Annotated in this window: 23 protein-coding genes; 9 read left to right on the forward strand and 14 right to left on the reverse strand. The window is 31.2% G+C overall.

Features of this window, described 5'->3' with window-relative positions:
• Positions 1-44: 44 nt before the first annotated feature.
• From Q0762_RS11685 to lpdA, 6 genes are all read right to left on the reverse strand, one after another.
• Positions 45-2,018 (reverse strand): thioredoxin family protein, encoded by a 1,974-nt coding sequence (locus tag Q0762_RS11685; RefSeq protein WP_298767081.1) that lies wholly within the window; start codon positions 2,016-2,018, stop codon positions 45-47.
• A 41-nt stretch (positions 2,019-2,059) separates the two neighbouring features.
• Complete coding sequence (gene tilS, locus Q0762_RS11690; protein WP_298767082.1) at positions 2,060-3,370, reverse strand: tRNA lysidine(34) synthetase TilS; 1,311 nt, start codon at positions 3,368-3,370, stop codon at positions 2,060-2,062.
• Entirely contained in the window at positions 3,370-3,606 is a 237-nt protein-coding gene (locus tag Q0762_RS11695; RefSeq protein ID WP_298767083.1) for a hypothetical protein, read from the reverse strand. Before Q0762_RS11695 ends, tilS begins: the two co-directional genes overlap by 1 nt.
• A 23-nt stretch (positions 3,607-3,629) precedes the next feature.
• Complete coding sequence (locus Q0762_RS11700; RefSeq protein ID WP_298767084.1) at positions 3,630-4,934, reverse strand: anthranilate synthase component I family protein; 1,305 nt, start codon at positions 4,932-4,934, stop codon at positions 3,630-3,632.
• A gap of 42 nt (positions 4,935-4,976) precedes the next feature.
• Positions 4,977-6,218, reverse strand: coding sequence for an acyloxyacyl hydrolase (locus tag Q0762_RS11705; RefSeq protein WP_298767085.1), 1,242 nt, complete (start codon positions 6,216-6,218; stop codon positions 4,977-4,979).
• A gap of 85 nt (positions 6,219-6,303) precedes the next feature.
• Complete coding sequence (gene lpdA / locus Q0762_RS11710) at positions 6,304-7,704, reverse strand: dihydrolipoyl dehydrogenase (protein ID WP_298767086.1); 1,401 nt, start codon at positions 7,702-7,704, stop codon at positions 6,304-6,306.
• A 135-nt stretch (positions 7,705-7,839) separates the two neighbouring features.
• Between lpdA and Q0762_RS11715 the strand changes: the two genes are divergently transcribed.
• The gene (locus Q0762_RS11715) at positions 7,840-8,313 is read left to right on the forward strand and encodes a heme-binding domain-containing protein (RefSeq protein WP_298767087.1); all 474 of its coding nucleotides are present in this window, start codon (positions 7,840-7,842) and stop codon (positions 8,311-8,313) included.
• A 1-nt stretch (position 8,314) separates the two neighbouring features.
• Complete coding sequence (locus Q0762_RS11720; RefSeq protein WP_298767088.1) at positions 8,315-9,559, forward strand: glycosyltransferase; 1,245 nt, start codon at positions 8,315-8,317, stop codon at positions 9,557-9,559.
• Between the two features lie 97 nt (positions 9,560-9,656).
• On the opposite strand, the gene Q0762_RS11725 is transcribed toward Q0762_RS11720, so the two are convergent.
• Positions 9,657-11,672 (reverse strand): M3 family metallopeptidase, encoded by a 2,016-nt coding sequence (locus Q0762_RS11725; RefSeq protein ID WP_298767089.1) that lies wholly within the window; start codon positions 11,670-11,672, stop codon positions 9,657-9,659.
• Between the two features lie 195 nt (positions 11,673-11,867).
• Here Q0762_RS11725 and Q0762_RS11730 point away from each other — a divergent pair, with 195 nt between their 5' ends.
• Both Q0762_RS11730 and Q0762_RS11735 read left to right on the forward strand, forming a co-directional pair.
• Positions 11,868-14,390, forward strand: a complete 2,523-nt coding sequence (locus Q0762_RS11730; protein WP_298767090.1) for a T9SS type A sorting domain-containing protein — start codon at positions 11,868-11,870, stop codon at positions 14,388-14,390.
• 52 nt (positions 14,391-14,442) lie between these two features.
• Positions 14,443-17,589 carry a LamG-like jellyroll fold domain-containing protein gene (locus Q0762_RS11735; RefSeq protein WP_298767091.1) on the forward strand — a complete coding sequence of 1,049 codons (3,147 nt, stop codon included), beginning with the start codon at positions 14,443-14,445 and terminating at the stop codon, positions 17,587-17,589.
• A 22-nt stretch (positions 17,590-17,611) separates the two neighbouring features.
• Here the strand turns inward: Q0762_RS11735 and purE are convergent, their stop codons facing one another.
• The 5 genes from purE to Q0762_RS11760 are packed head-to-tail and all read right to left on the reverse strand — an operon-like array spanning position 17,612 to position 20,298.
• Positions 17,612-18,091, reverse strand: a complete 480-nt coding sequence (purE, locus tag Q0762_RS11740) for a 5-(carboxyamino)imidazole ribonucleotide mutase (protein WP_298767092.1) — start codon at positions 18,089-18,091, stop codon at positions 17,612-17,614.
• 2 nt (positions 18,092-18,093) lie between these two features.
• Complete coding sequence (locus tag Q0762_RS11745) at positions 18,094-18,468, reverse strand: type II toxin-antitoxin system death-on-curing family toxin (RefSeq protein ID WP_298767093.1); 375 nt, start codon at positions 18,466-18,468, stop codon at positions 18,094-18,096.
• On the reverse strand, positions 18,465-18,644 hold the full coding sequence (locus Q0762_RS11750; RefSeq protein ID WP_298767094.1) for a hypothetical protein: 180 nt from the start codon (positions 18,642-18,644) through the stop codon (positions 18,465-18,467). Before Q0762_RS11750 ends, Q0762_RS11745 begins: the two co-directional genes overlap by 4 nt.
• Positions 18,645-18,667: 23 nt before the next feature.
• A complete protein-coding gene (locus Q0762_RS11755; protein WP_298767095.1) occupies positions 18,668-19,825 on the reverse strand; it encodes a 5-(carboxyamino)imidazole ribonucleotide synthase in 1,158 nt (385 codons plus the stop codon).
• Positions 19,826-19,875: 50 nt separating this feature from the next.
• Positions 19,876-20,298 (reverse strand): phosphoribosylaminoimidazole carboxylase, encoded by a 423-nt coding sequence (locus Q0762_RS11760; RefSeq protein WP_298767096.1) that lies wholly within the window; start codon positions 20,296-20,298, stop codon positions 19,876-19,878.
• Between the two features lie 157 nt (positions 20,299-20,455).
• Here Q0762_RS11760 and greA point away from each other — a divergent pair, with 157 nt between their 5' ends.
• The 3 genes from greA to Q0762_RS11775 all read left to right on the forward strand — a co-directional run bounded on the left by greA (position 20,456) and on the right by Q0762_RS11775 (position 21,770).
• Complete coding sequence (gene greA / locus Q0762_RS11765) at positions 20,456-20,929, forward strand: transcription elongation factor GreA (RefSeq protein ID WP_298767097.1); 474 nt, start codon at positions 20,456-20,458, stop codon at positions 20,927-20,929.
• Positions 20,930-21,165: 236 nt separating this feature from the next.
• The gene (locus Q0762_RS11770; protein ID WP_298767098.1) at positions 21,166-21,555 is read left to right on the forward strand and encodes an HIT family protein; all 390 of its coding nucleotides are present in this window, start codon (positions 21,166-21,168) and stop codon (positions 21,553-21,555) included.
• 2 nt (positions 21,556-21,557) lie between these two features.
• The gene (locus Q0762_RS11775) at positions 21,558-21,770 is read left to right on the forward strand and encodes a hypothetical protein (protein WP_298767099.1); all 213 of its coding nucleotides are present in this window, start codon (positions 21,558-21,560) and stop codon (positions 21,768-21,770) included.
• A gap of 5 nt (positions 21,771-21,775) precedes the next feature.
• Here the strand turns inward: Q0762_RS11775 and Q0762_RS11780 are convergent, their stop codons facing one another.
• Positions 21,776-22,927 carry a HAMP domain-containing sensor histidine kinase gene (locus Q0762_RS11780; RefSeq protein WP_298767100.1) on the reverse strand — a complete coding sequence of 384 codons (1,152 nt, stop codon included), beginning with the start codon at positions 22,925-22,927 and terminating at the stop codon, positions 21,776-21,778.
• 79 nt (positions 22,928-23,006) lie between these two features.
• Between Q0762_RS11780 and Q0762_RS11785 the strand changes: the two genes are divergently transcribed.
• Both Q0762_RS11785 and Q0762_RS11790 read left to right on the forward strand, forming a co-directional pair.
• The gene (locus Q0762_RS11785; protein WP_298767101.1) at positions 23,007-23,867 is read left to right on the forward strand and encodes a flavin reductase family protein; all 861 of its coding nucleotides are present in this window, start codon (positions 23,007-23,009) and stop codon (positions 23,865-23,867) included.
• Positions 23,868-23,882: 15 nt separating this feature from the next.
• Positions 23,883-24,254 (forward strand): DUF3127 domain-containing protein, encoded by a 372-nt coding sequence (locus Q0762_RS11790; RefSeq protein ID WP_298767102.1) that lies wholly within the window; start codon positions 23,883-23,885, stop codon positions 24,252-24,254.
• A 94-nt stretch (positions 24,255-24,348) separates the two neighbouring features.
• Here the strand turns inward: Q0762_RS11790 and pruA are convergent, their stop codons facing one another.
• A complete protein-coding gene (pruA, locus tag Q0762_RS11795; protein ID WP_298767103.1) occupies positions 24,349-25,974 on the reverse strand; it encodes an L-glutamate gamma-semialdehyde dehydrogenase in 1,626 nt (541 codons plus the stop codon).
• Between the last annotated feature and the right edge of the window lie 135 nt (positions 25,975-26,109).

Below are 26,109 nucleotides of genomic sequence, written 5' to 3' on the forward strand. Positions count from 1 at the left end.
ATAGAAATTTTAAGTAAAAATAATCAATTTAGTAAATTCTGTATTTATGGTGTATTTTGATGTTTTGCTAAGCTTTCTTGAAGCCAATTTAAATACGTAGCTTTATCTGTATATTGTTGTGGTGTATTTAAAATTTCTAACTCTGCATTTAGCAATACATAATACGGTTGTGATGCATTTTTAAAATTAATTATTTGAAAGGTAGACCATTTGTCTCCATAAGTTTTAATCTTTTTAATACTACCATTCGCTTTTTTAAAGTTGAATTGTGCTGTTATTGGCAATTCTTTTTCGTAATCATCTACATATAAAGATATTAAGATAAATTCTTCTTTTAAAAGTTGATAAATGCTTGGGTCACTCCAAACATTTTCTTCCATTTTACGACAATTTACACAAGCCCAACCTGTAAAATCTAACAATATAGGTTTGTTGGTTGCTTTGGCAATTTGTAAACCTTTATCAAAATCTTTATAACAATCTAAACCCAATGGGCAGTCAGATTCTTGTTCATAAATGCTATAAAATTGTGGTGGTGCAAAACCACTTAACAGACTTAAATTATAATTGGGTGTTTTAAAAGTGCCAGGTATTAGATAAATTGCAAAAGCGGCAACCAAAACGCCAAAAGAAATTCTAGAAAACGATAGTTTTTGAATAGGAGAATCATGCGGAAATCTAATTTTAGCAAATAAATAGAGTGCTAAACCTATAAAAATTACAATCCATATTCCTATAAAAATTTCTCTTTTAAAAATGCCCCAATGCCCAACCAAGTCAGAGTTAGAAAGAAATTTAAACGCAAAAGCCAGTTCTAAAAAACCTAAAACTACTTTGGTTGTGTTTAACCAACCACCAGATTTTGGTAAAGCATTTAATAAATTAGGAAACAATGCAAACAAAGCAAAAGGCAATGCCAAAGCCAACCCAAAACCTGCCATACCTGCTGTAAGTTGAAAAGCAGGATTACCAAATGTACCTAAAGAACCTGCTAAAAGTGAACCTAAAATTGGGCCCGTACAAGAAAAAGAAACAATGGCTAAAGTTAATGCCATGAAAAAAATACCTACAAAACCACCAACTTCAGATGCAGAATCCATTTTATTTCCCCAAGAACTTGGTAAGGTAATTTCATAAAACCCAAAAAATGAAAATGCAAAAAATACTAGAATTATAAAAAAGAAAATATTTAACCAAACGTTGGTAGAAATGGTATTTAAAATACTAGGATCTAAACCATCTATTAAATGAAAAGGAACACTTAAAAGAATGTAAATAAAAACAATGAAAAGCCCGTATAAAATCGCATTAAAAATACCTTTGCTTTTACTTTGAGATTGTTTGGTAAAAAATGAAACCGTAAGCGGAATCATCGGGAAAACACAGGGTGTTAATAGCGCCAATAAGCCACCAGCAAAACCTAATAAGAAAATACTAAACAAAGAGTTTTCGCTTTCGGTATTGTTTGTGGTTTGCTTTAATAAGGCTGTGTTTTTTAAATCTAATTTTAATTGCTCTGATAAAATTTTACTTTTTTCATCTAATTTTATCTGTTCAAATGCTTTTTTTTTACCGTCTAAAGAAATGGTAAAATTTTCATCAATATTTATGCAAGCTGTTTCACAAACTTGTCCAAAGAAATTTAGTTTTATCGTGGTAATTGCTGCATTGGTCAGCTGAATTCTTTGGGTTATGGTTGCTTTGTCTTTAAAAACAATTTCCTCTTTTTCCCAAATGGGACTGTATTTTTTAAAGGTTGTTTTTTCTTTTGCTTTTCCAACTAAAGCATAACCCGTTTCATTTTCTTGCAAGCTAATTACCAATGGCAAAGAAGCACCTTCAGGGTTGTATTGTGAGTACAAATACCAACCTTTGTACAGTTTTGCGCTAAAAACAACATCAAACGTAGTGGCTGTTATTTTTTTTACTGAAGTAGTTATTTTTATTGGGTCTTCTGCTGTTTGAGAAACTATAGCAAGCGATAAGAATAAAAAGAATGTAAAAAATAGCTGCTTCATAAATTCTTGTTTTTATAAAATTTAAAGTTACAAAAATACACTTATTTTAAAGTTATTTTTAAACGATTTATTGTGGTTTTTGATTGAAACCTTTGGTCTTGTCTTTTGCCAATAACCCAAAGAATTTTGTTGTCTCTATTACAAAGCAACCAAGTTTGTTCTTTTTCTAAAAGCGATAATTTTTCGTCTTTAAAATACTTGCTCAATTTCTTTTTGCCTTGCATTCCTGATGGATAAAAATAGTCGCCATTTTGCCATTTTCTTACAATTAAAGGATAGCTTAACTTTTCTTTTGCAACATAAATGGTGTTGTTGTTTTTTTCTGATAGGTTTGTAACTTCTTCAAAGGTTAAGTGAATTGGTTTTATAATTTCTGATGTATTTTCTTGAATTTCATATTCGTCTGTTGCTTTTGTAATACCAATTGTTTTTTTAGAGAGTATTAAAAACCCTCTATCTTTAAGTAAAACGTGTTTTTTAGACAATACTTTTTTTCCAGATTGCGCGCTAAGCAAGTTGTAAACATCATGAAACGCTTTAAATTTATATTTTTTTAAAAGTTGATATAAATAGGCTTTTGGATCGGATAATTTGTTTATTTCGGCAATATTTAATTTTATAATTTTATTTCCGTTTGCCTTTTCTTTGGTAATTATTCGTGCTGAAATTTCTTCTATACGATCTTTAACCAATTGCTGGCTTTGTTTTAAATGGGCAATGGTTTTTGCAAAACTTTCTAATAAATTAGGATTAATTTCCTTTAAAACAGGCGCAATTTTATGACGAATTTTATTGCGAGTATATTTGGTTGATGCATTACTTAGATCTTCTCTCCAGGTAATGTTGTTTTCTTTGGCAAACATTACGATGCTTGCTCTAGAAAAAGGTAAAAGAGGTCTAACAATGTGGTTGTTTTTTTCTGGAATGCCTGTAAAACCATCTAAACCAGAGCCTCTGGTTAAATTAATTAAAAAAGTTTCTAAATTATCATCTGCATGATGTGCCGTTAAAACAAAATCATAACTGTGTTTTTCTATTAAATCTTGAAACCATTCGTAACGCAATTCTCTTGCTGCCAACTGTATAGAGCCCACAGGATTTATACAGATTTGTGCAATATGCGATTCAATTTTTAATTTTTTTGCCAAATCAGCTACAAAATCTTCATCTAAATCGCTCTCTTTTCCTCTAAGATTAAAATTGCAATGCGCTAAAGAAATATTAAAGTTTAAAGATGATAATAAATGCGTTAAAACAACAGAATCTACACCACCAGAAATGGCAATTAATAGTTTTTTATCCTTTAAAAAAGGAAGATTATTATTGATATGATGTTGCAGTTTTTGAAGCATTATTGCTGTTTTTTTAACCAAACTCTAATTTCTTTGCGCAAAGAAACTTCTGGTTTTGGCAACGGAATGGTTTTACCAAATTGTTTGCTTCTATTAAATTTAGAAAAAGTGATTTTTAATTGTTTCCACTCTTTAGGGTATAACTCTAAAAATTTGTTAAACATGTTTTGCTCGCCCGGTTTTTCGGTTAAACTTTCTAATGTTTTTTGAAACAATTCTTCTTTATTTAAAATCATATTTTCTTTGTTTGGTGCTAAAATTATTCAGCATTTAAAAGTACATATTTCATAGCTTTTGCCTTTAATAAACATTCTTCATATTCTTTTTCAGGAATAGATTTTGCGGTAATTGCACCACCAACCGAGTAGGAAATGTACTTTTTTTCTTCGTTATACAAAATGCTTCTAATAACAACGTTAAAATCAAAATCGCCATTTGGCGTAAAATAACCAATGGTACCAGAATACAAACCACGCTTGGTTTCTTCTAAGTTTTCTATAATTTGCATTGCAGAAAATTTTGGTGCACCTGTCATACTTCCCATTGGGAAAGTGTCTTTTAAAATGGTAATAGGACTTGTGGTTTCTTTAATTTCAGAAACTACGGTAGAAATCATTTGATGCACTTGCTTAAAAGGATATACTTTGCACAATTCTTCTACTTTTACAGTTCCTTTTTTGGCGGTTTTAGACAAGTCGTTTCTTACCAAATCTACAATCATTACATTTTCTGCACGTTCTTTAATATCTCTTGCCAAATCTGCTGCAATTTTAGCATCGTCAATTGGGCTTACCAATCTTTTTGCGGTTCCTTTAATAGGTTGTGAAATTATTTTTTGACCTTCTTTTTTAAGATACCTTTCTGGTGATGCGCATAAGGCGTATTGGTGTTCTATTTTTAAAAATGAAGCAAAAGGTGGTTCAGAAATTTTATTTAAATGGTTGTAAATGCAAACTGGATTAATGGTGCTGTTTTCTGCATAAAATTCTTGGCAAAAATTGGCTTCATAAATGTTGCCTCTTTTAATATGTTCTAAAACTTTAGTTACTTTTTTATGGTATTCATCCTTATGAATGCGCAGTTTTATTTTAATACTAGCTTTGTTATCTGTTTGAAGATCTAACGGTTTTTGTTCTTGAATTTCTTTAAAATCTTTCTCAATTTCATCATCTACCATTTTTAGATAATGAAATTCAACCTTATTTTCTTTTATAAAAATTAACTTTTGAGGTTGAAAAAAATACAAATCAGGAAAATGTAAACCATCAAAATTATTCGAAGACAGTTTTTCTACATCATTTTTAACATCATACGTAATGTAACCAAAAATATAATCTTTTGTAGTTTGTTGGTATTCTTCTAGCTTATCAAAAGCATTGTAATAATCTGTTTTAATAGCTGTAAATTCTTCTACAGCCAAAGCGCAATTAAAGTTGGTGTATTGTTGTTGGTAATTGTTAGAATCTAACCAAATTGCGGTGCTAAATTGCTGCGCCCAAAGCAGTAAATTTTCTTTGAAATTTACAATTTTATCAACAGAAAAAGCTTGAATAGTTCTTTGCATATCTCTTACAAAAATACAATACTTATCTTTTAAAATTGTGCTTTAAAAGGTTTTTCCGAAAGTGAATTGAATAGGAACTGCAACACCTGCATTTCTGGTAAAGATATTACCATTAGAATAGTGCATAATTCGCATTTCAAAATTATAATCTCTATTTTTTCCGAAGAAAAAGCCCAAGCCCATTTTATCTTGAAAGGTAGCTTTTGGCCCTGTTTCTAAACCATCTATATTACTTACTGTTAATAATGTTGGACCTATTAAAGAGTAATTGGCATACATATCAAACTTTGGTTTTCTTAACAAATAAAAACGCATAGAAGGAAAAATAGAAAAAGCAAAAACATCTTGTGCTGTGGCTTCCGTTTTAAAATAGGTAGCACTAACACCCCAATCTAAAGAAAATATTTTTTGAGAACGATAAGCTAATCTTTGATAAGTAATAGAAAAAGATTGCGACGCTTTAACATCTCCCAACCAAAAAACAGGAACGCCAAAGCTTTCAAAATTACCTACTTTTAAATTCATGCTAAAAAAACGATTTGCACCAAAACCAATAGCACTTGTGCCATAACTAACTTGCAGCAAGTTTTTTGGAAAAAAGTATTTTTTATCATTGGCATAATCTAGTGCAACTGTAGCGTCTAGTTTTTGCAAATGATATTCAAAACCAAACGTAGTTTGTGAAATAGACGGTTGGTTGTGTTTGGCAGATTTGGGCATAAATGTTCCGTTTAAAGCCAAACGCCATTTTTGGTTTAGCTTATAATTGAAACCAAAACCGTATAAGAAATTACCAAAATGCGCATCAGGATAAATTACTTTATCATTTATAGAAAACCCAACTCTGGTTACATTGGCAGCACCAACTTCACCAAAAACAGAAAGTTTTTCTGTAAGTTTTATGTTTTTTTTCAAGGATAAATACCAAGCATTAATCCATACACTTCTGTCATAGCCAATATTATTTACATTATCATATTTAAACCAAGCAGCAGGTCTTATTACGCCAAATTGTAGTGCTACATTTTCTTTTATTTTGTAGCCAAAACCTAATTTACCCGAGAAATAATTTTTAGAAAAGGTGTCTGTAGCATAGCCATCAATTAAATTATCATTAGAAAAAGGGTAAAAAATAGCACCAAAATTTATGGTGTAGTAAAATTTTGATAAAAAAGCATTGGGTTGTGTTTTTAAAGATGCAATGTTTTTATTTTTCTTTATTTCTTGTGCTTGCAAGTTGGCGAAGAGCAACAATAATAGCGTGCTTAAAACAATTTTTTTCATGGTATAAAAATAAGAAAAGTTTTCAAAAAAAAAGACCTTATAAGTTGGTGTACTTATAAGGTCTTAATTTATATTAATCTTATTTTTAAGCATTTAAAGGTTTGCCATCCCAAGCAGCTTTTGCAGCTTCTTTAACTGCTTCTGAGTAGGTTGGATGACCATGACAGATTCTTGCCAAATCTTCTGCAGAGGCTCTATACTCCATAGCTACAGCAGTTTCCATAATTAAATCTGCAACCCTAGCACCAACCATGTGCACACCTAAAATTTCATCTGTATTTTTATCTGCTAAAATTTTTACAAAACCATCTATGTCTCCACTAGCTCTAGATCTACCTAAAGCACGCATAGAAAATTTACCTGCTTTGTAAGCAACACCAGCATCTTTTAATTCTTGCTCTGTTTTACCAACAGCAGCAGCTTCTGGCCATGTGTACACAATACCAGGAATTAAATTATAATCAATATGTGGTTTTTCGCCAGCTAAATATTCTGCAACAACAACGCCTTCTTCTTCTGCTTTGTGTGCTAACATTGCACCTTTTACAACATCTCCAATGGCATAAATGTTAGGTACATTAGTTTGTAAATGATCGTTTACAGTTACTTGCCCACGTTCATTAACTTCTACGCCAACTTTTTCTAAACCTAAACCTTCTGTGTAGGCTTTTCTACCAACAGCTACTAAACAATAGTCTGCCGTAAATTCTACTTCTCTATCTTTTTTGTCTGTAGCTTTAATGGTAATTATATCTCCATTTCTTTCTACAGATTTTACTTTATGACTTGTTGCAAATTTTACACCTTGTTTTTTGAAAACCTTTTGTAGTTCTTTAGAAACATCTGTATCCATTCCTGGTACAATCTTGTCCATATACTCAACCACAGTAACGTTTGCGCCTAATCTTGCATAAACAGAACCTAATTCTAAACCAATAACACCACCACCAATTACTACTAAATCTTTAGGAACTTCTTTTAATTTTAAAGCTTCTGTAGAAGTAATAATACGTTCTTTATCTATGTTGATAAAAGGTAAATTTCCAGGTTTAGAACCTGTTGCAATTATAATATTAGTCCCTTCTATAACTTCTGAAGAACCATCATTTTTTGCAATATTTACATGTGTAGCATCTTTAAAAGACCCTAAACCTTCATAAATATCAATATTATTTTTGTCCATTAAGTATTTAATTCCGCCTGTTGTGGTTTCTACCACTTTGGCTTTTCTGTCTATCATTTTACCAAAATCAAAACTTGGTTTTCCTACAGAAATACCATGTTCTTCAAAATGATTTACAGCATCATAAAAATGATGTGAAGAATCTAACAAAGCTTTAGAAGGAATACAACCTACATTTAGACATGTACCGCCTAAAGTTGAATATTTTTCTACCAATGCCACTTTTTTACCTAATTGAGAAGCTCTAACACCTGCAATGTATCCTCCAGGACCAGAACCAATAACAATAATATCGTATTTCATGAGTACGTTTTTTTGCGTATTTTTTAATCTTTCGATTTAAATTTTAATAATAGTAAGCAAAAATAAGGATATTATCATTAAATAATGATAGAATTTAGTAGTTTTACTGCATAAATTATTCTTAATAGTTAAAAGATGAAAAATTTAAAAAAAATACTGGTTTTCTTATTGATTGCATTTGTAATTGCTCAATTTTTTAAACCAGAAAAAAATAATGGCGATTTAACCACTATAAATTCTTTTATAGCAGAAACTAATCCGCCAGAAAATGTTAAAAAGATTTTAGAAACTACTTGTTTTGATTGTCATTCTGATAAAACAAACTATCCTTGGTATAACAGCATTACACCTGTAAATTATTGGTTAGCATCTCATATAAAAGACGGTAAAAAACATTTAGATTTTTCTAAGTGGCGTTCTTATTCCTTAAAGAAAAAAGAGCACAAAATGGATGAACTGTATGAAGAAGTAGAAGAAGGAGAAATGCCATTAAATTCTTACACATGGACACACGGAGACGCCAAATTAACGCCTGCACAAATTGATGCAGTTGTTGCTTGGGGAAAAAAAGTACAAGGAAGTTACAAAGCACAAATGATGGCGAAATAAATTGCAAAGACAAACGCTTTTAATAATTGGTGCTGTTTGGGTAGAGCCACAATCTTCTGCTGCAGGCAAAAGAATGTTGCAATTGATTGCAGCATTTAGAAAAAAGAATTTTGAAATTGTTTTTGCCACAACTGCGCAAAAAACTACAAATGCTTTAGATTTAACTTCTTTACAAATTAAAGAGGTTTCTATAGCGCTTAATGCGTCTTCTTTTGATGATTTTGTAAAAGAATTACAGCCCAATATTGTTTTGTTTGATCGTTTTATGACAGAAGAGCAATTTGGTTGGCGTGTTGCAGAACATTGCCCAAATTCGGTAAAGGTTTTGGATACAGAAGATTTGCATTGTTTGCGCAAAACAAGAGAAATTTGTTATAAAAAAAACATTAATTTTTCTACTGAAATATTACTAAAACAAGACATTACCAAAAGAGAAATTGCAGCCATTTTAAGATGCGATTTATCGCTAATTATTTCTACTTTTGAGATGGAGTTGCTGGAGTCTGTTTTTAAAATTGATAAAAAAATCTTATGGTACTTGCCGTTTTTATTGGATGAGATTGGCAAACATCAACAGAAAAAATTAAAAACTTTTAAAGAAAGAGCGCACTTTGTGTTTATCGGTAATTTTTTTCACAAACCTAATGTAGATGCTGTTTTAACCTTAAAAAATAATATTTGGAATGAGATTAGAGCATACCTTCCAGAGGCAGAAATGCATATTTATGGAGCGTATATAAACCAGCAAATACAAGAGTTACACAATAAAAAAGAAGGTTTTATAATTAAAGGTTTTGCAGAAAATGCGAATAAAGTTGTAGAAAATGCTAAAGTAGTTTTAGCTCCTTTAAATTTTGGCGCAGGCATTAAAGGTAAGCTTACAGAAGCAATGCTTTGTGGCACACCAAGCGTAACCACTTCTGTTGGAGCAGAAGGTATGTGTGGTAATTTTCCTTGGAATGGTTTTGTAGAAGACAACTATGCTGATTTTGCTTTAATGGCTTCTGAACTTTATAAAAGTAAAAACCTGTGGAAAGGAAGCCAATTAAATGGATTTGACATCATAAATCACATTTACAATAAAGAGAAAAATGCAAACTTGTTTTTTAATTATTTAGAGGAAATTCAGCAAAGCTTAGAAAAACACAGAACTCGTAATTTTATAGGAAGTTTGTTGCAACACCAAACATTACAAGCTACTAAATACATGAGTAAGTGGATTGAGGTTAAAAACAGGCTTCAGTAAAATAGTTTTCAGTTAGCAGTAAGAAACGTATTATCTACTGCTAACTGAATACTATAAACCAATTGTTGTAATTATTTTTTTACCAAAAAACAGTACACTAAATTAAACCTGCTCTTTTTAAAAGTGCATCTGGTTTTGGTGCTGCGCCTCTAAAACGTTTGTACAATTCCATTGGTTTTTCTGTACCACCTTGAGATAAAACGTAATTTTTAAATTTTGTAGCGGTTTCTTTATTAAAAATACCAGTTTCTAAAAAGTATTCAAAAGCATCTGCATCTAATACTTCTGCCCATTTGTAAGAATAGTATCCCGCAGCATAACCACCTTGAAAAATGTGAGAAAAAGCGGTGCTCATTGCGTTTTCTTCAACATCAGGGTACAATTTAGTGTCTTTAAATGCCTCGTTTTCAAATGCTTTTAAAGAAGTTATGTTTGCTGGATCTTGCGAGTGCCATTTCATATCTAACAAACCAAAACTTAACTGTCTTAGGGTTTGCATACCTTGATGAAAGCTTGCAGATTCTTTTATTTTTATGATATATTCCATAGGAATAGTTTCGCCTGTTTTATAGTGTTTGGCAAACAGCTCTAGGGCTTCTTTTTCATAACACCAATTCTCTAATACTTGACTTGGCAATTCTACAAAATCCCAAGAAACAGAAGTTCCAGATAAACTGTTGTAAGTTGTGTTTGCAAGCATGCCATGTAAAGCATGCCCAAATTCATGAAACAAAGTGGTAACTTCATTAAAGGTTAAAAGTGAAGGTTTTGTGGGTGTTGGCTTTGTAAAATTACAAACAATAGACACATGTGGTCTTTCATTTTTACCATTTTTAATTTGTTGCGGTTTATAAGACGTCATCCAAGCGCCGTTTCTTTTCCCTTTTCTTGGATGAAAATCGGCATAAAAAACAGCCACAAAATTATTTTCTGAATCTGTTACATTGTAAGTTTTTACATCTTCGTGATATTTATCAATTGTAAAAATTTCTTCAAACTTTAAATCAAATAATTTGTTAGCAATTGTAAAAACACCATCAATTACGTTTTCCAATTTAAAATAAGGTTTTAAAACCTCTTGGTCTAAATTGAAAATTTCTTTTTTTAGTTTTTCTGAATAATAGGATGCATCCCATTTTTCTAGCTTTTGAATGCCATCTGTTTTTGTAGCAAAAGCCGTTAAATTATTAAATTCTTTTAAAGCTGCAGGTTTTGCTTTTTCTAGTAATTCATTAGAAAAGTTAAATACATTTTCTGGTTTTTCTGCCATTCTTTCTTCTAATACAAAAGCTGCATGAGATTTATAACCCAACAATTTTGCTCTGTTATAACGAAGGTTTACAATTTCTAAAACAATGTTTTCATTGTTTTGTGCGTTGTTTTGGAAACCTTTTTTACCAGCAGCTATGGCCATTTTTTTACGCAAATCTCTATTGTCTGCATAGGTCATAAATGGTATGTAACTTGGGTAGTGTAAGGTAAAAATATAACCTTCTTTATTTTTTTCTTTAGCCAATTCTTGTGCAGCTTCTTTTACAGATTCTGGTAAACCAGTAACATCACTTTCATTTGTTAAATGCATTTCAAAAGCATTGGTTTCTGCCAACACATTTTCGCCAAATTGTAAGGAAAGTTTAGAAAGTTTAGCATCTATTTTACGCAACTCGTTTTTATTTTCTTCAGATAAATTGGCGCCATTTCTTGCAAAACCTTTGTATTGCTTCTCTAAAAGTGTTGCTTGCTCAGGATTTAAATCTAAGTTTTTACGATTGTCAAAAACATTTTTTACTCTTTTAAATAGATGTTCGTTTAAAGTAATATCATTTCTAAATTCACTAAGCCAAGGTGAAACTTCTTGTGCAATTTTTTGAATTTCATCATTCGTTTCTGCAGAATTTAAATTGAAAAATATACTAGTTATTCGGCCTAATTTTTCTCCAGAATAATCTAAGGCTTCCGTTGTGTTTTTAAAATTAGGTTTTGCCGTATTACCCACTATAGCTTCTATTTCTGTTTTAGCTATCTCAATAGCCTTTTTTATTGCGGGTTTGTAATCTTCATTAGAAATTTTAGAAAATGGGGCAATATCAAAATCTTGTAAAAGTGGATTCATAGTTTATTTTTATTTAAAACAAAGATAAATATTATTCAAGTAGTTTTAAATCTAACTATTAGAAATATTCTTTTAACGATGAATATCTGTACTTTATCTAATAATTATTAGCATAAGATAATGTTTTTGTAGTTTTATATAGCAAAATAGACAGCATGTCTTTTTGAAACTAAACTTACTAAAAACTATAACATTATGAAATTTATAAAAACACATTTCCCAGTTTTATTATTATTTATCAGTTATTTTATTGTTGCGCAAACAGCAAATGATGGTTTTTACTTTGACGGAGTAGATGACTTTATTAATGTTGGTGATGCCGCGAATACCAATATTAGAAATATTAATAGCAGAACTACAAATAACAGAACTTATGAAACTTGGTTTAAAGCAGAAGAGGTTACTTCTAGACAATTTATTATGAAAGAAGGAGCTGGTACAAGAGCAGTTATTATTTACATAGAAAATGGGTATATTGTTGCTGGAGGTTATAATAGAGCAGATTACACTCCACGATGGGAAGGTACTTTTTTTAGAAAAGCAATTACAGCTGGTACGTGGTTCCATGTGGCTTTAGTTTTAGACAATGCTTTAGCACCTAATAATACTACAAACCCTATGGGTGCAAATCAAAATACAGCTTTAAAGTTTTATTTAGATGGTGTTTTAATCGGAGAAAATTCTGGTTATCAGTTTGGAGGGCATAATACAATGAGACTTGGGTATAAAGATGCAAGTGTAAGATTTCCAAGTATCACTGCAACAGGATGGACAAATCAATTAAACTCTGAGTATTTTTTCAGTGCAACAGCTTTAACAAATTTTGTAGGAACTAATTATTTTGAAGGATATTTATGGGGTTTTAGAGTTTGGAACAGGGTAAGAACGCAACAAGAAATAGACGCTTACAAAGCAGATATTATTACAACTGTAGGAACAGATGATTTAGTTGCTGTTTTAGATGGAGATAGTTTTACATATTTAAATAATGACAATATTACAACTTCGGAAGCTACAGTTTCTCCTGTAGATACTGTAATCTGGAGTGCTAATGCAGGCTCTACAGATTGGAACACGGGTGCTAATTGGGTAGGTGGTGTTGTGCCAAGTGCACTTAAAAAAGAAACAGCAATCATACAACAATCTAACATAGCTGTTTATCCAATAATTACACCAGGGTTACATATTGTAACAGGAGATTTAGAAGTACAAGCTAACGCAAGCGTTACAATACAAAGTGGTGGTACTTTAGAGGTAAGTTATGATATAGATAATGAAGGAACAGTGAATGTTAATGAAAGCGGGAGTTTAATTTTAAGAGAAAAGAAAGCACTAATTGGTAATGGAATTTATAATGTAGAAAGAAACACACCTACATATGCTGGTAATGATTTTTATTCTTACTGGAGTTCTCCGGTTGTAAGTGCAGATTCTAATATTGCAACTGTTTTTTCTGATGCAGAACTAATATATGCGTTTGCATCAAGTGCATCAAATTCTGATTGGGCATTTCATGGAAAATCTAATTTTGAACAAGCAGTAGGTTATGCAGTTCAAAATGAAGGAACAGGCGGACAATTAAGACTTTTTTCTGGTAAAGTTAATTCTAGAGATATTGCAATAAATGTTTATAACACTTCAAATTTAGCAGGAACAGATAATGATGGTGATGCTTGGTCTACAAGTGGAGATAATTTAATAGGGAATCCTTACCCAGCAGCTATAGATTGGGATTTAGTTGTCTCAGATCCTGATAACACAGAATTAAGTGGAGAAATTTATTTTTGGAACCAAAATACATCTGAAGCAGGAGAAAATAATGTATCAGATTATTTGCAATACAATCCAACAGGAGGTTCATCAAATACAGCTTCTGGAAAAATTGGAACTGCACAAGGATTTTTTGTGAGAACAGCCAGTAATAGTAAAATTACTTTTAAAACTACACACCAAGTAGTAGCAAATAACAATCAGTTTTTTAAGGGAACTTCTAACAAAACACCAAAAAAAGAAGGTAGATCTTGGTTTACTTTTAATAGAGGTGATAAAACAAATACTTTATTAGTTGGATTTTTAAAAGGCGCAACAAATAGATATGATAGAATATACGATGCTCCTTTTAATATCAATCAAAAATCTTTAGGTTTTTATTCTATCGTAAAAGGTGGTCAAAAAGCATCTATACAAGGTTTGCCTAAATTAAGAAGGGCTAAAAAAGTAGTAAAATTAGGTTTTATTGTTGATGAGATTGGTGAGTATTCAATTGGTATTCAAGAAGAGCATATCAATACAGATTATTACATATATTTAAGAGATACAGAAAAGAAAGTAACCATAGATTTAAGAAAGAGAAAATATACATTTACTATAGATTCTTTGGGAGAAAACACAACAAGATTTAAATTGGTATATACAAAAAAGAGAAGAAGAGCTTCTAATTTAAAAGCGAATGAAAAAGAATCTTTATTTGTAGAAGAAATAGATACTAAAGATTTTGCAGCTTATGTAGATAGCACTAAAGAGTTAATTGTAACTTATGATTTTGATGAAGATAATGTAAGTGAAGTGTTTTTATTTGATATTCAAGGAAGACAAATAAAATCTTTTAAAGGAAATCAAACCAAAGAGGTTTCTAGTTTACCTAAAGGTGTTTATATTCTAAAAGCAATATTAGAAAACAGCAAGATTTTAAGTAAAAAAATAGTAATAATGGAATAATGTTGTACTTTTTCTTTACCTTTGTTAAGTTAAAGGAAAGAAAATAGTCAAAATGAAAAACATATTCCCCCTCATGTTTTTGCTTTGTTCTGGTTTTATGGTGGCTCAATTCCCATGTTCTACAGGATTTAATGCAAATGGTGCAGCTGAATTTATTACAGTACCTAATACAGATGCAATTAACTTACAAAATGTAACAGATAGAACCATTGAGTTTTGGTTTAAAGCTCCAGATATTACAACAAGACAAGTTATTTACGAAGAAGGCGGAGGAACTCGTGCTTTCGTCTTTTTTATAGAAGGAGGTAGAATTTACTTAGGTGCATATAGGAATGAAACAACCAATGCAGCAGATAGAAGGTTTTTTAGATCTTTAGCAAACATCATAGAAGTTGATAGATGGTATCATGTAGCACTAACTTTAGATAATGCCACAACTTTAAAATGGTTTTTAAATGGAGTAGAACAAGATTCTCAAGCAGGTTTTATCGTTGATAGTCATTCAGGTTCAATTTCTTATGGTAGAAATGGAGATGGTTTAAGATATCCATCAGATTTAGTAAATAATTGGACACCCAATGGTGGTGAATCTTCGGAAACTTACAATTCTACGTTTACAAACTCTTCAAATACTACTTATCCTTTTACAGGAAACATAAATTTATTTAGAATTTGGAATGTTGCCAGAACAGAAACAGAGATAGATACGAATAAAGCTGTACTTTTAACAAACGAAACAGATTTAGTGGCTTACGCAGATTTAGATCGTATTTATTACGTACCAAATGGCGCAACAAACATTTCTGAAACAGCATTTGTTTCTGTAGATACACAATTTACAACAATACCTGTTACAACTGCAATTAACGATCAAGATACAAGAGATAGAACTATAGAGTTAAGGTTTAGAGCAACAGATTTAACTACTAGGCAAGTACTTTATGAAGAAGGAGGAAATACAAACGCATTCAAAATTTTTTTAGACGGAGGAAGAGTCTATTTTAGTGTTTATAGGCGTAATGCAAACAATGCAGCAAGAAGGCGTTATTTTAGGTCGGCGGCAGGTATACTTTCCGTGGGAGAATGGTATCATATTGCTTTAACTTTAGATAATGCCACCACTTTAAAATGGTTTTTAGATGGTGTAGAACAAGACTCTCAAGCGGGTTTTGTCGTAGATAGGCATACTGGAGATATTAATATTGGTAGATCTGGAGGAGGAATGCGTTATCCCGCTAGTTTAGCAGATACAGACTGGGATGATAGTTCAATTATGGCATCAGATTCAGAAACTTATGATGGAATAACAACAGATAATGATACTAATCCTTATAATTATTCGGGAGATATTGATTTATTTAGAATTTGGAATGTTGTTAGAACACCTTTAGAAATAGATACCAACAAAAATACTTTTTTAGATTCAGGAACACAGCTAGTAGCTTACCAAAGTGGTACACAAATCAATTACCAGCCAACTGGTGGTACTTCACCATCTGAATCAGAGCAAGCTGTTGGTTTAATTACTTGGGATGGTAGTGATAGTAATGATTATACAACACCAGGAAATTGGATTTCAGATACCGCTCCAGACATTACAAGAGCTCAAAGGGTAATTATTACAAATGATGGCACAAACCCTGTTATAGCTGTAAATACAAATGTTGGTTTTTTAACTATTAGTACTGGTGTAAATTTGGTGGTACAAAGTGGTGCAACCTTAAACGTGTATTATGAATTGGCAAATAATGGCACTATAACTGTAGAAAATGGTGCTTCATTAATCTATCATAATTGTGAAAACCCTATTTCAGGAACAGGAACTTTTAATATTATTAGAAATACCAGAACTTATGCTAGTAATGATTTTTATTCTTATTGGAGTGCTCCAGTAGCGCAAGCAGATGCAGCTATAAGTACAATTTTTCCAGATGCAGAATTAATTTATGCTTATGATGCTAGCACTAGCAATGCAAATTGGGTTCTAGCAGGCGCTATAAATATGGAGGAAGGTACTGGTTATGCGATACAAAATGAAGGATTAGGAGGGCAAACAAGAAATTTTATTGGAGATTTAAATAATGGAGCTTTTAATAAAACCTTATTTTTTAATACCAACGAAGATCAAGGAGAAGTAGGAAATACCTGGTCTACAGCAGGCGATAATTTAGTAGGTAATCCATATGCAGCAGCATTAGATTGGGATTTAGTTATTGGAGATACAGATAACGAAAATATTGAAGGAACCATGTATTTATGGAACCAGCAAACTGCAGAAGTAGGCGATAACAATGTTTCTGATTATTTACAATACAATCCAACAGGTGGTGCATCAAATACAGCAACAGGAGAAATAGGAACAGCTCAAGGTTTTTTTGTAAGAGCTGATGCAAGCGTAGGTGCTGGGAATACCACTACTTTTAAATTAAAAGCTACGCACCAAGTGGCAGGTAACAATACTTCTGCTACGTTTTATAAAACGAATAACTTAAAGAGAAAAGTTACTAATAAACAAAAAGGAAGGTCTTGGTTTCGATTGAAAAGAGGTAATTTATACAATTCTATTTTAATTGGTTTTGTTAAAGGAGCAACAGAAAATTACGATAGAATTTATGACGGTCCTTTTGATATTGATCAAAAATCTTTAGGTTTTTACTCTTTAGTAGAAGAAACTAAAAAAGCAACCATACAAGGATTACCAATATTAACAGAAAATGAAAAAGTAATTCATTTAGGTTTTGAAGTTGATCAAACAGGAGAGTATTCTATTGAGTTGTCAGAAGAATATATAAATGAGGATTATTTTATTTATTTAGAAGATACAAAGAACAATACATTTATAGATTTACGCACTCAAAAAAACTACCTATTTAATATAAATACAACGGGAGAAAACAATACAAGATTTAGAATTATATACACTAAAAACAAAAAAGAAGTATTGTCTGTAGCTACAGATTTTACCTTAGCGCATCATTTATCAGTTTACGCAAATTCAAAAAAAGAATTAATTATCAATTATTCTAATCCAGAAGCAATAGAAAAAATAAGTTTGTATTCTATTTTAGGTACAGAAGTAGCGGTATTTCAACCTAATCAAACAAAAAATGTTGCTAATTTAGAAACTGGCGTTTATCTGGTTAAAACGTATTTAAAAGACAATAAAGCAATCACAAAAAAAATAGTGATTGCACATTAGCAATCACTATTTTTAATTAGTTTTATTTCTTAACGCGTTCCGCAGCTTTTTCTACTTTAATTTTTAACCCTTCTTTATAGGCTATAATTTTATCTAAAACACATTTGTCTGAAGCGCCAATAATTTGTGCCGCTAAAATACCAGCATTTTTAGCACCATCTAAAGCAACAGTTGCTACAGGCACGCCACCTGGCATTTGTAAAATAGATAAAATAGAATCCCAACCATCTATAGAATTTCTGCTTTTTACAGGAACACCAATTACAGGTAAAGGGCTCATGCTTGCTACCATTCCAGGTAAATGAGCTGCCCCACCAGCACCTGCAATAATTACTTTTATACCACGTAAATGCGCGTTTTTAGAATAAGCTACCAATTTTTCTGGAGTTCTATGAGCAGATACAATATCTACTTCAATTACGATATCCATACTTTCTAAAACATCTATTGCTTCTTGCATTACTGGAAGATCAGAATCGCTTCCCATTATTATTCCTACCATAATTATTTTTTGAGATGGTTTATTAACCAAGCTTTAATTTCATCAAAAGTCATTTTGCCTTCAGAGGCTTTAATCACAAATTTATAAGTTTCTTCTTTTTGAGCATCAATAAATAAACCATCCTCTATAAGTAGCATTTTCATGAATGCATATGCCATTCTTTTATTAACATCTATAAATGTATGATTTATGATAAGGCTTTGAAAAAGTGCTGTAGATTTATCTATTGTTGAGGGATATAAATCATTGCCATCAAAAGTTTGAAAAGTTCTGTTTAATGCTGATAAAAGTAGAGTTTCATCTCTTAAGCCATATGAACCTCCAGATTTTTCAGAAATAATTTTATTTAATTCAATAGCAAGTTTTTTTGATATCATTTTGCTAATTCTTCAAACAACCATTTTTCTTCATCTAAAAGATTTTTAACGATGGAAATTCGGTTTTTATCTTTTACAGAAAGTTGCTTTAAATAATTGAAAACTTCTTCTAAATTTTCATTAGAAAGTTTATCAATAATTTTTTTTATATTTTTCTTTTTTTCAATAACTGTCATAATAAATCAAAAATACAAAAAACTTATTTACTTATCACTTTAATAGTCTCTTTAACTTCTTGAGCAATTGCTCTAGCTTTATCAATATCTTTATTTACTATAGTTACATGCCCCATTTTTCTAAAAGGACGAGTTTCTTTTTTACCATAAATGTGTGGTGTAACCCCATCAATTTTTAAAATTTCTTCTATATTTTTATAAACTACATCACCAGAAAAACCTGCTGCACCTACTAAATTTACCATAATACCAGCAACTTTACTTGCTGTATTTCCTAAAGGAAGGTTTAAAATAGCACGTAAATGTTGTTCAAATTGGCTAGTATAACTAGCTTCTATAGAATAATGCCCAGAATTATGAGGTCTTGGAGCAACTTCATTTACTAAAATTTCATCGTTTGCTGTTTGAAACATTTCCACAGCCAGTAAACCTACAAAATCTAATTTTTCAACTACTTTTAAAGCAGTTGCTCTTGCTTTTTTGGCAACGTCAGCATCAATTCTTGCAGGACAAATTACATACTCAACCTGGTTTGCTTCTGGATGAAACTCCATTTCTACAACAGGATAAGTTTCGGTTGCTCCACTAGCATTTTTAGCAACAATTACCGCCAATTCGTTTTTAAACGGAATCAATTTTTCTGTGATGCACTCTACGTTTGGTAAACTATTTAAATCTGCTAAAGTTCTAACAATTTTTACACCATTACCATCATAACCAAAACGCGCAGCTTTCCACACAAAAGGAAATGTAATTATGTCATTATTAAAAGAATGAATGAGCTCCTCTACATAAGCATAATGAGAAAAAGGGGCAGTAGGTATTTGGTTATCTGTGTAAAAGTTTTTTTGCCTTGCTTTACTTTGTATAATTCGTAAATCCTTTGGTTTTGGGTAAATTGGTAAACCTTCTTTTTCTAGTTTATCTAACGCGTCTAGATTTACGTTTTCTATTTCTATAGTTAGCAAATCTACTGTTTTACCAAAATTGTAAACAGCATCAAAATCTAATAAATCGCCAACTACAAATCTGTTGCATATTTCTGCACAAGGTGCATTTTTATTTCCGTCTAAAATAGACGTATGTATGTCTAGTTTTTGAGTTTCTGTAAGTAGCATTCTACCTAATTGGCCACCACCAAGAACGCCCAATTTAAAATCTGAAGAAAAGTAATTTATCACGAGTAAAATTGTTGTATTTCAGCAAAAATACACAACTCTACCCACTTTCACTAAAAATTAGTTATTCTAATTACAGAGCCGCTTTGCAAAACTCTGTATTCTCTTGCAGGGCACTCAAATCCATCGGTTTGTGGTGCGCCACCAAAGTGAACACTATATTCACTAGCATCACAACTACATTTTAAAACCAAGCCTTTTTCAAAAGTCATTGGAGCATCACAATCATTTTGTGGGCAAATTTTATCATAAGCAACAAAATCTCTACCATTTAAATTAAACAGCAATACACCTTTTATACCACCATTTAAATCTGCAAAACCACCAGGTACCTGTGCATTTATTAACTGCGGGTTATTTAAATCTGTTGTTAAGTTTAAGGGCAAATCTACCCGAATACAATTTGGGGGTAATTCTGTTTCAGAACAACTTAAAATACTAAGAAAGCAACAGAAATAGATTATTTTTTTTATCATAGTTAAAAACAGTAATACTTTAAAAACGCCAACAAGTTACAAATATTTTGTACATTTGTTACACAATCTCATTCCTTTAACAGGCAATGAGATTTTTAATTTAACGTACAAAAGTTATTTATTAGAAAAAGTAGTACAAATCTAAAAGAAAATAAAAATGAGCGATATATCTTACTATTCACCAGAAGGCTTAAAAAAGTTAAAAGATGAGTTAGCGCAATTAGAGCAAGTAGAAAGACCTAGAGTTACCCAAGAAATTGCAGACGCTAGAGATAAAGGAGATTTGAGTGAAAATGCAGAATACCATGCCGCAAAAGAAGAACAATCTCACTTAGAAACCAAAATTGCCAAACTAAAAAATGTAGTAGCAAACGCACGTATTTTAGATGAAAGTCAATTAGATACCTCAAAAATATTAATCCATTCTAACGTAGTTATTAAAAATACTACTAATAATATGGAGTTTACATACAGGCTGGTTGCAGATTCAGAAACAGATGTTAGAAATGGTAAACTTTCTGTAAACTCGCCAATAGGCAAAGGTTTATTAGGTAAAAAAGTGGGCGACGTGGCAGAAATTCAAGTACCAAGTGGTGTTATGAAATTTGAGGTTATAGACATTTCGCGATAGTTTTTTTAGAAGCTGTTTCCCGCTTTTCACTATATCTTTTTTCTAAGACCCTGAAAAAAATCAGGGTCTTAGAAAAAAGGATGCCGTTTCAATCGGGGCTAAATCTGTTTGCAAACATTTAGAGCAACCACAAATAATTTTATTTTTAAAATAGCTAAATTTGGTTTTAGCGCATTTAAGAAATAAGATTCTTTTAAGACAAAAAACCATCAACCAAAAACCATCAACCAAAAACAATGAGCATTTTTACCAAAATAATTACCGGAGAAATACCAAGTTATAAAGTAGCAGAAAACGAAGATTTTATTGCTTTTTTAGACATTAATCCCAATGCAAAAGGCCATACTTTGGTAGTGCCAAAAAAGGAAGAAAATAAAATTTTTGATTTATCTACAACGGAATATACAAAATTAATGGCATTTTCTTACCAAGTAGCAAAAGCCTTAGAAAAAGCAGTACCTTGTTTAAGAGTTGGTATGAGTGTTATTGGTTTAGAAGTACCACACGTGCATGTGCATCTTGTGCCAACCAATAAAATGGCAGACATGCAGTTTACAGAAAAGGTACAATTATCTAAAGAAGAATTTTCTGCTTTAGCAGAAAAAATAGCTAAAAACTTTCAATAAAAATGAAACCTTGGGTTAAATTTGGTTTAGGTTGGGGGCTTTACATGTTTGTGGCAATGGCTTTTATTTGGCCTTTGTTAGATAATAGTCTAGAAATTACTTTTAATAATGTAATTTTTAAATTTGTTTTTAATTTAATTTCGGGTTTAGTTTTAGGTTATTTGCAGCACAAATACAAAAAATACAAACATGTAATTCATCCAAATAAGAAATGAAACCCTTAAATTTTATCAAGTAAAATTTCGAAGTTAGTTCCCTTGTCAATTTCAGATTTTTTCACGTAAATTTTACCTTTATGGTAGTCTTCTACAATTCTTTTAGATAAAGACAAACCTAAGCCCCAACCACGCTTTTTAGTAGTAAAGCCAGGGTTAAAAATTTGTTTAAACAATTTTTTTGGCATTCCTTTACCAGTATCAGAAATACTAATTTTAACTTTTTTGCCAACATCATCAATATTTAATTTAAGTTTTCCTTTGCCCAACATGGCATCTATAGCATTTTTAATAAGATTTTCTATAACCCAACCAAACAACTCTACATTTAGGTTTGCATTAATAATGTCTGTATTGCTTGTAAAAGAAAACGTAATTTGTTTAGAACTTCTAGACTCTAAATAATCAAATGCAGTTTTGGTAATGGCCACAATATTTTCTTTTTTTAATTCTGGTACAGAACCAATTTTAGAAAATCTGTTGGCAATTGTGTTTAGCCTTTCCACATCCTTTTCTATTTCTGCAATGTAGGTTTCGTCTACTCTTTCCATTTTTAAAATAGCTATCCAACCTAATAGAGAAGATAAAGGTGTGCCAATTTGGTGTGCAGTTTCTTTGGCCATTCCTGTCCATAATTTATTGGTTTCAGAAGCTTTGTTAGAGTTGTAAAACAAATAAATAACACTTAAAAAAAGAATTAAGATTAAAATTAATGCTAAAGGATAATAAGTTAGTTTATTTAGTAAATTAGAATCTTTATAATAGATAAACTGTTTGTTTTTTCCTTGGTAGCTCATTTCAATCGGTTTATTTTCCGATTTCATTATGGCTAACTGTTCTTTAACATAAGCTGCGTCTAAAGATTTAATAGAATCTAAATTCTGTACTTCAATAATGGTATTGTTTTCATCTACCAAAATCATTGGAATGTTATTGCTAAATTCTAGTATTTTAAGTGGTAAATCTACACTTGCATTTAAATTGGTATTGGTAGCCAATTCTTTTTGTGCTTCTGCAAAAACCTCTATTTTTAAGCGTTCTTCAACCTTAAATTTTTGAAAGAAAACATAAGTGTTCCATAAAATTAAAGAGACAATTGTAAGCGATGCAAAAATTGCAATTCTTTTAAATAAAATGGTGTTTGTTAAAAATTTCATTAAAACAAATATAAAGGTTTAGATTATATAACTCATTTGTAATTTTGATAGTATATTTAGAGATAAAATTTTAAAAGAGATGCTCAGCATAAATCCAAAAGAAATTTCTACCAGTAAATTGCACGGTTATTTGTTAGGTGCTATAGCGCCAAGACCTATTGCATTTGCAAGTACTATAGATGCTAAAGGCAACCCTAATTTGTCTCCGTACAGTTTTTTTAATGTTTTTGGTTCAAATCCGCCAACATTAATTTTTTCTCCTGCCAGAAGAGTAAGAGACAATACAATAAAACATACATTAGAAAATGCTTTAGAAACAAAAGAAGTAGTAATAAATGTAGTTAATTACGCCATTGTACAACAAATGTCTTTAAGCAGTACAGAGTATGTTAAAGGTGTAAATGAGTTTGAAAAAGCAGGCTTTACCATGTTAAAATCTGATTTTGTAAAACCTTTTAGAGTGGCAGAATCTCCCGTTCAATTTGAGTGTAAGGTAAAAGATGTAATTTTTACAGGTGAAGAAGGTGGTGCAGGAAATTTAATAATTTGCGAAGTTGTTAAAATACATATTCAAGATGCTGTTTTAGATGATAAAGGAGCAATAGACCAACATAAAATAGATTTGGTAGCAAGAGCAGGAGGCAATTATTATACAAGAGCTAAAGAAGGTTTTTTTGAAATACCAAAACCTAGTGCAAATTTAGGTATTGGTATAGATGCTATACCACAAGAAATTAGAAATAGTTTGGTTTTAACAGGTAATAATTTAGGAATGTTAGGCAATGTAGGGCAACTACCATCACAAGAAAGTGTTGATAACTTTGCGAAAGAACACGCAAATTTTATTGGGTTAGAAACCACAAAAAAACATACATTTGCGCAAGAGTTTTTAAAAGAGAATGATGTAGAAAGTGCTTGGAAAGTGCTTTTAATTAAATAGTTAAGATTTTATATTATGGAAGTTATTGGTAAAGTTAAATTAATTGGAGACGTACAAACTTTTGGTGCTAATGGTTTTAGAAAAAGAGAATTAGTAGTTACTACAGATGAGCAATATCCACAAATGATTATGATTGAGTTTGTTCAAGATAAAACAGATTTGTTAAATAGTTATAAAGTTGGGCAAGATGTAAAGGTTTCTATTAATTTAAGAGGTAGAGAGTGGATTAACCCACAAGGTGAAGCTAAATATTTTAACTCTGTGCAAGGTTGGAGAATAGAAAATTTATCTCAAGGTGCACCACAAGCAAGTAATTTACCACCAGTAGATCAATTTAAAGAAGCAACTAGTGTTTCTGATGAAGAGCCAGATGATTTACCATTTTAATTATAAGTATTAAGTTTTTAGTACAAAGTAGTAAGATAAAAAAGAGAGTATTCATAAAATGAATACTCTCTTTTTTATTGCCTAAATTAGATTTCTATCCTAAGAAAGGATATTTGTAATCTTCTGGACTTACAAAAGTTTCTTTAATTAATCTTACAGAAGTCCATCTTAAAAGATTTTGTGCAGAACCTGCTTTATCATTAGTACCAGATGCTCTGGCACCACCAAAAGGTTGTTGCCCAACAACAGCACCAGTTGGTTTGTCATTTATATAAAAGTTACCCGCAGCATTTTCTAAAGCTTTAGATGCTTTTTCTACAATATATCTATCTTTAGAAAAAATGGCGCCAGTTAAAGCGTATTCTGTAGACTCATCAACTAATTTTAAAGAATCTTCCCAGGCTTCATCTTCATAGATGTAAATTGTAATTACAGGACCAAAAAGCTCTGTAGTCATTGTTGCATATGTTGGCGATTTTGCTAAAATTACCGTTGGTTCAATAAAATATCCAACAGATTTATCATAATTTCCACCTAAAATAACTTCTGCATCATTATCTTTTTTTGCAGCATCTATGTAAGAAGCAATTTTATCAAAAGAACCTTCGTGTATTACAGCATTTACAAAGTTGCTTGTATCTTCTGGAGAACCCATTTTAAGTTCGTTAACTTGGTTTGTTAAATGTTCTTTTACACTATTCCAGATAGAAGCAGGAATGTAAGCACGTGAAGCAGCAGAACATTTCTGACCTTGATATTCAAAAGCACCTCTTGTAATTGCTGTTGCTATTTGTAAAGGATTTGCAGAATTGTGTGCCCAAATAAAATCTTTACCACCAGTTTCTCCTACAATTCTTGGGTATGTTTTGTAAGTATGAATGTTGTTACCAATTTGTTTCCATAATTCTTTAAATACAAAGGTAGAACCTGTAAAATGCAATCCAGAAAAATCTGGCGATGCTAAAATTGTATCAGAAATCATAACAGGATCTCCATAAACCACATTAATTACACCATCTGGCAAACCTGCTTCTTTAAATAAATCTACAATAACTTGTGCGGAATAGGCTTGGTGGTCAGATGGTTTCCAAACCACAACATTACCCATTAAAGCTGCTGCTGCTGGTAAGTTTGCGGCAATAGACGTAAAGTTAAAAGGAGAAATTGCATATACAAAACCTTCTAAAGGTCTGTATTCTACTCTGTTCCAAATTCCTGGTGCAGATGCTGGCTGATCTTTAAAAATATCTGTCATGTATTGCACGTTAAATTTAAAGAAATCTATCATTTCACAAGCAGCATCTATTTCTGCCTGAAAAACATTTTTAGATTGCGCAATCATGGTAGCAGCATTCATTTTTGCTCTGTAAGGACCTGCTAATAATTCCGCAGCTTTTAAAAAGATAGAGGCTCTTTCCATCCAAGAAACAGAAGACCAAGCTGCTCTTGCTGCTAAAGCAGTACTAATTGCACTTTCTACATGTGTTTTTTCTGCAATATGATATTGTCCTACAATATGTTTATGATCGTGTGGAGGTGTTATATTTCTAATGTTTCCTGTTTTAATTTCTTCGCCGTTTATATGCATTGGTATATCTACCTTACCATTATACATTGCTTTGTAAGTTGCTAAAACTTCGTTTCTTTCTGGTGAATTTGCTTTGTAACTTTTAACAGGTTCGTTAGTTGCTACAGGAACATTAAAAAATCCTCTTGTCATTATATGTTTATTTAAAAATTATCAATTAGTTTTGAAGAATCAAAATTACAATTTTTGTTTCAATAATTTTAGCGTATGTTTAACGGTATTTGTTAACGAAAATGTAAAGTTTTGTTTAAAATGCTATATTAAATT

Origin of the sequence: uncultured Polaribacter sp. (genome assembly GCF_947495205.1) — a bacterium.
GTDB lineage: Bacteria > Bacteroidota > Bacteroidia > Flavobacteriales > Flavobacteriaceae > Polaribacter.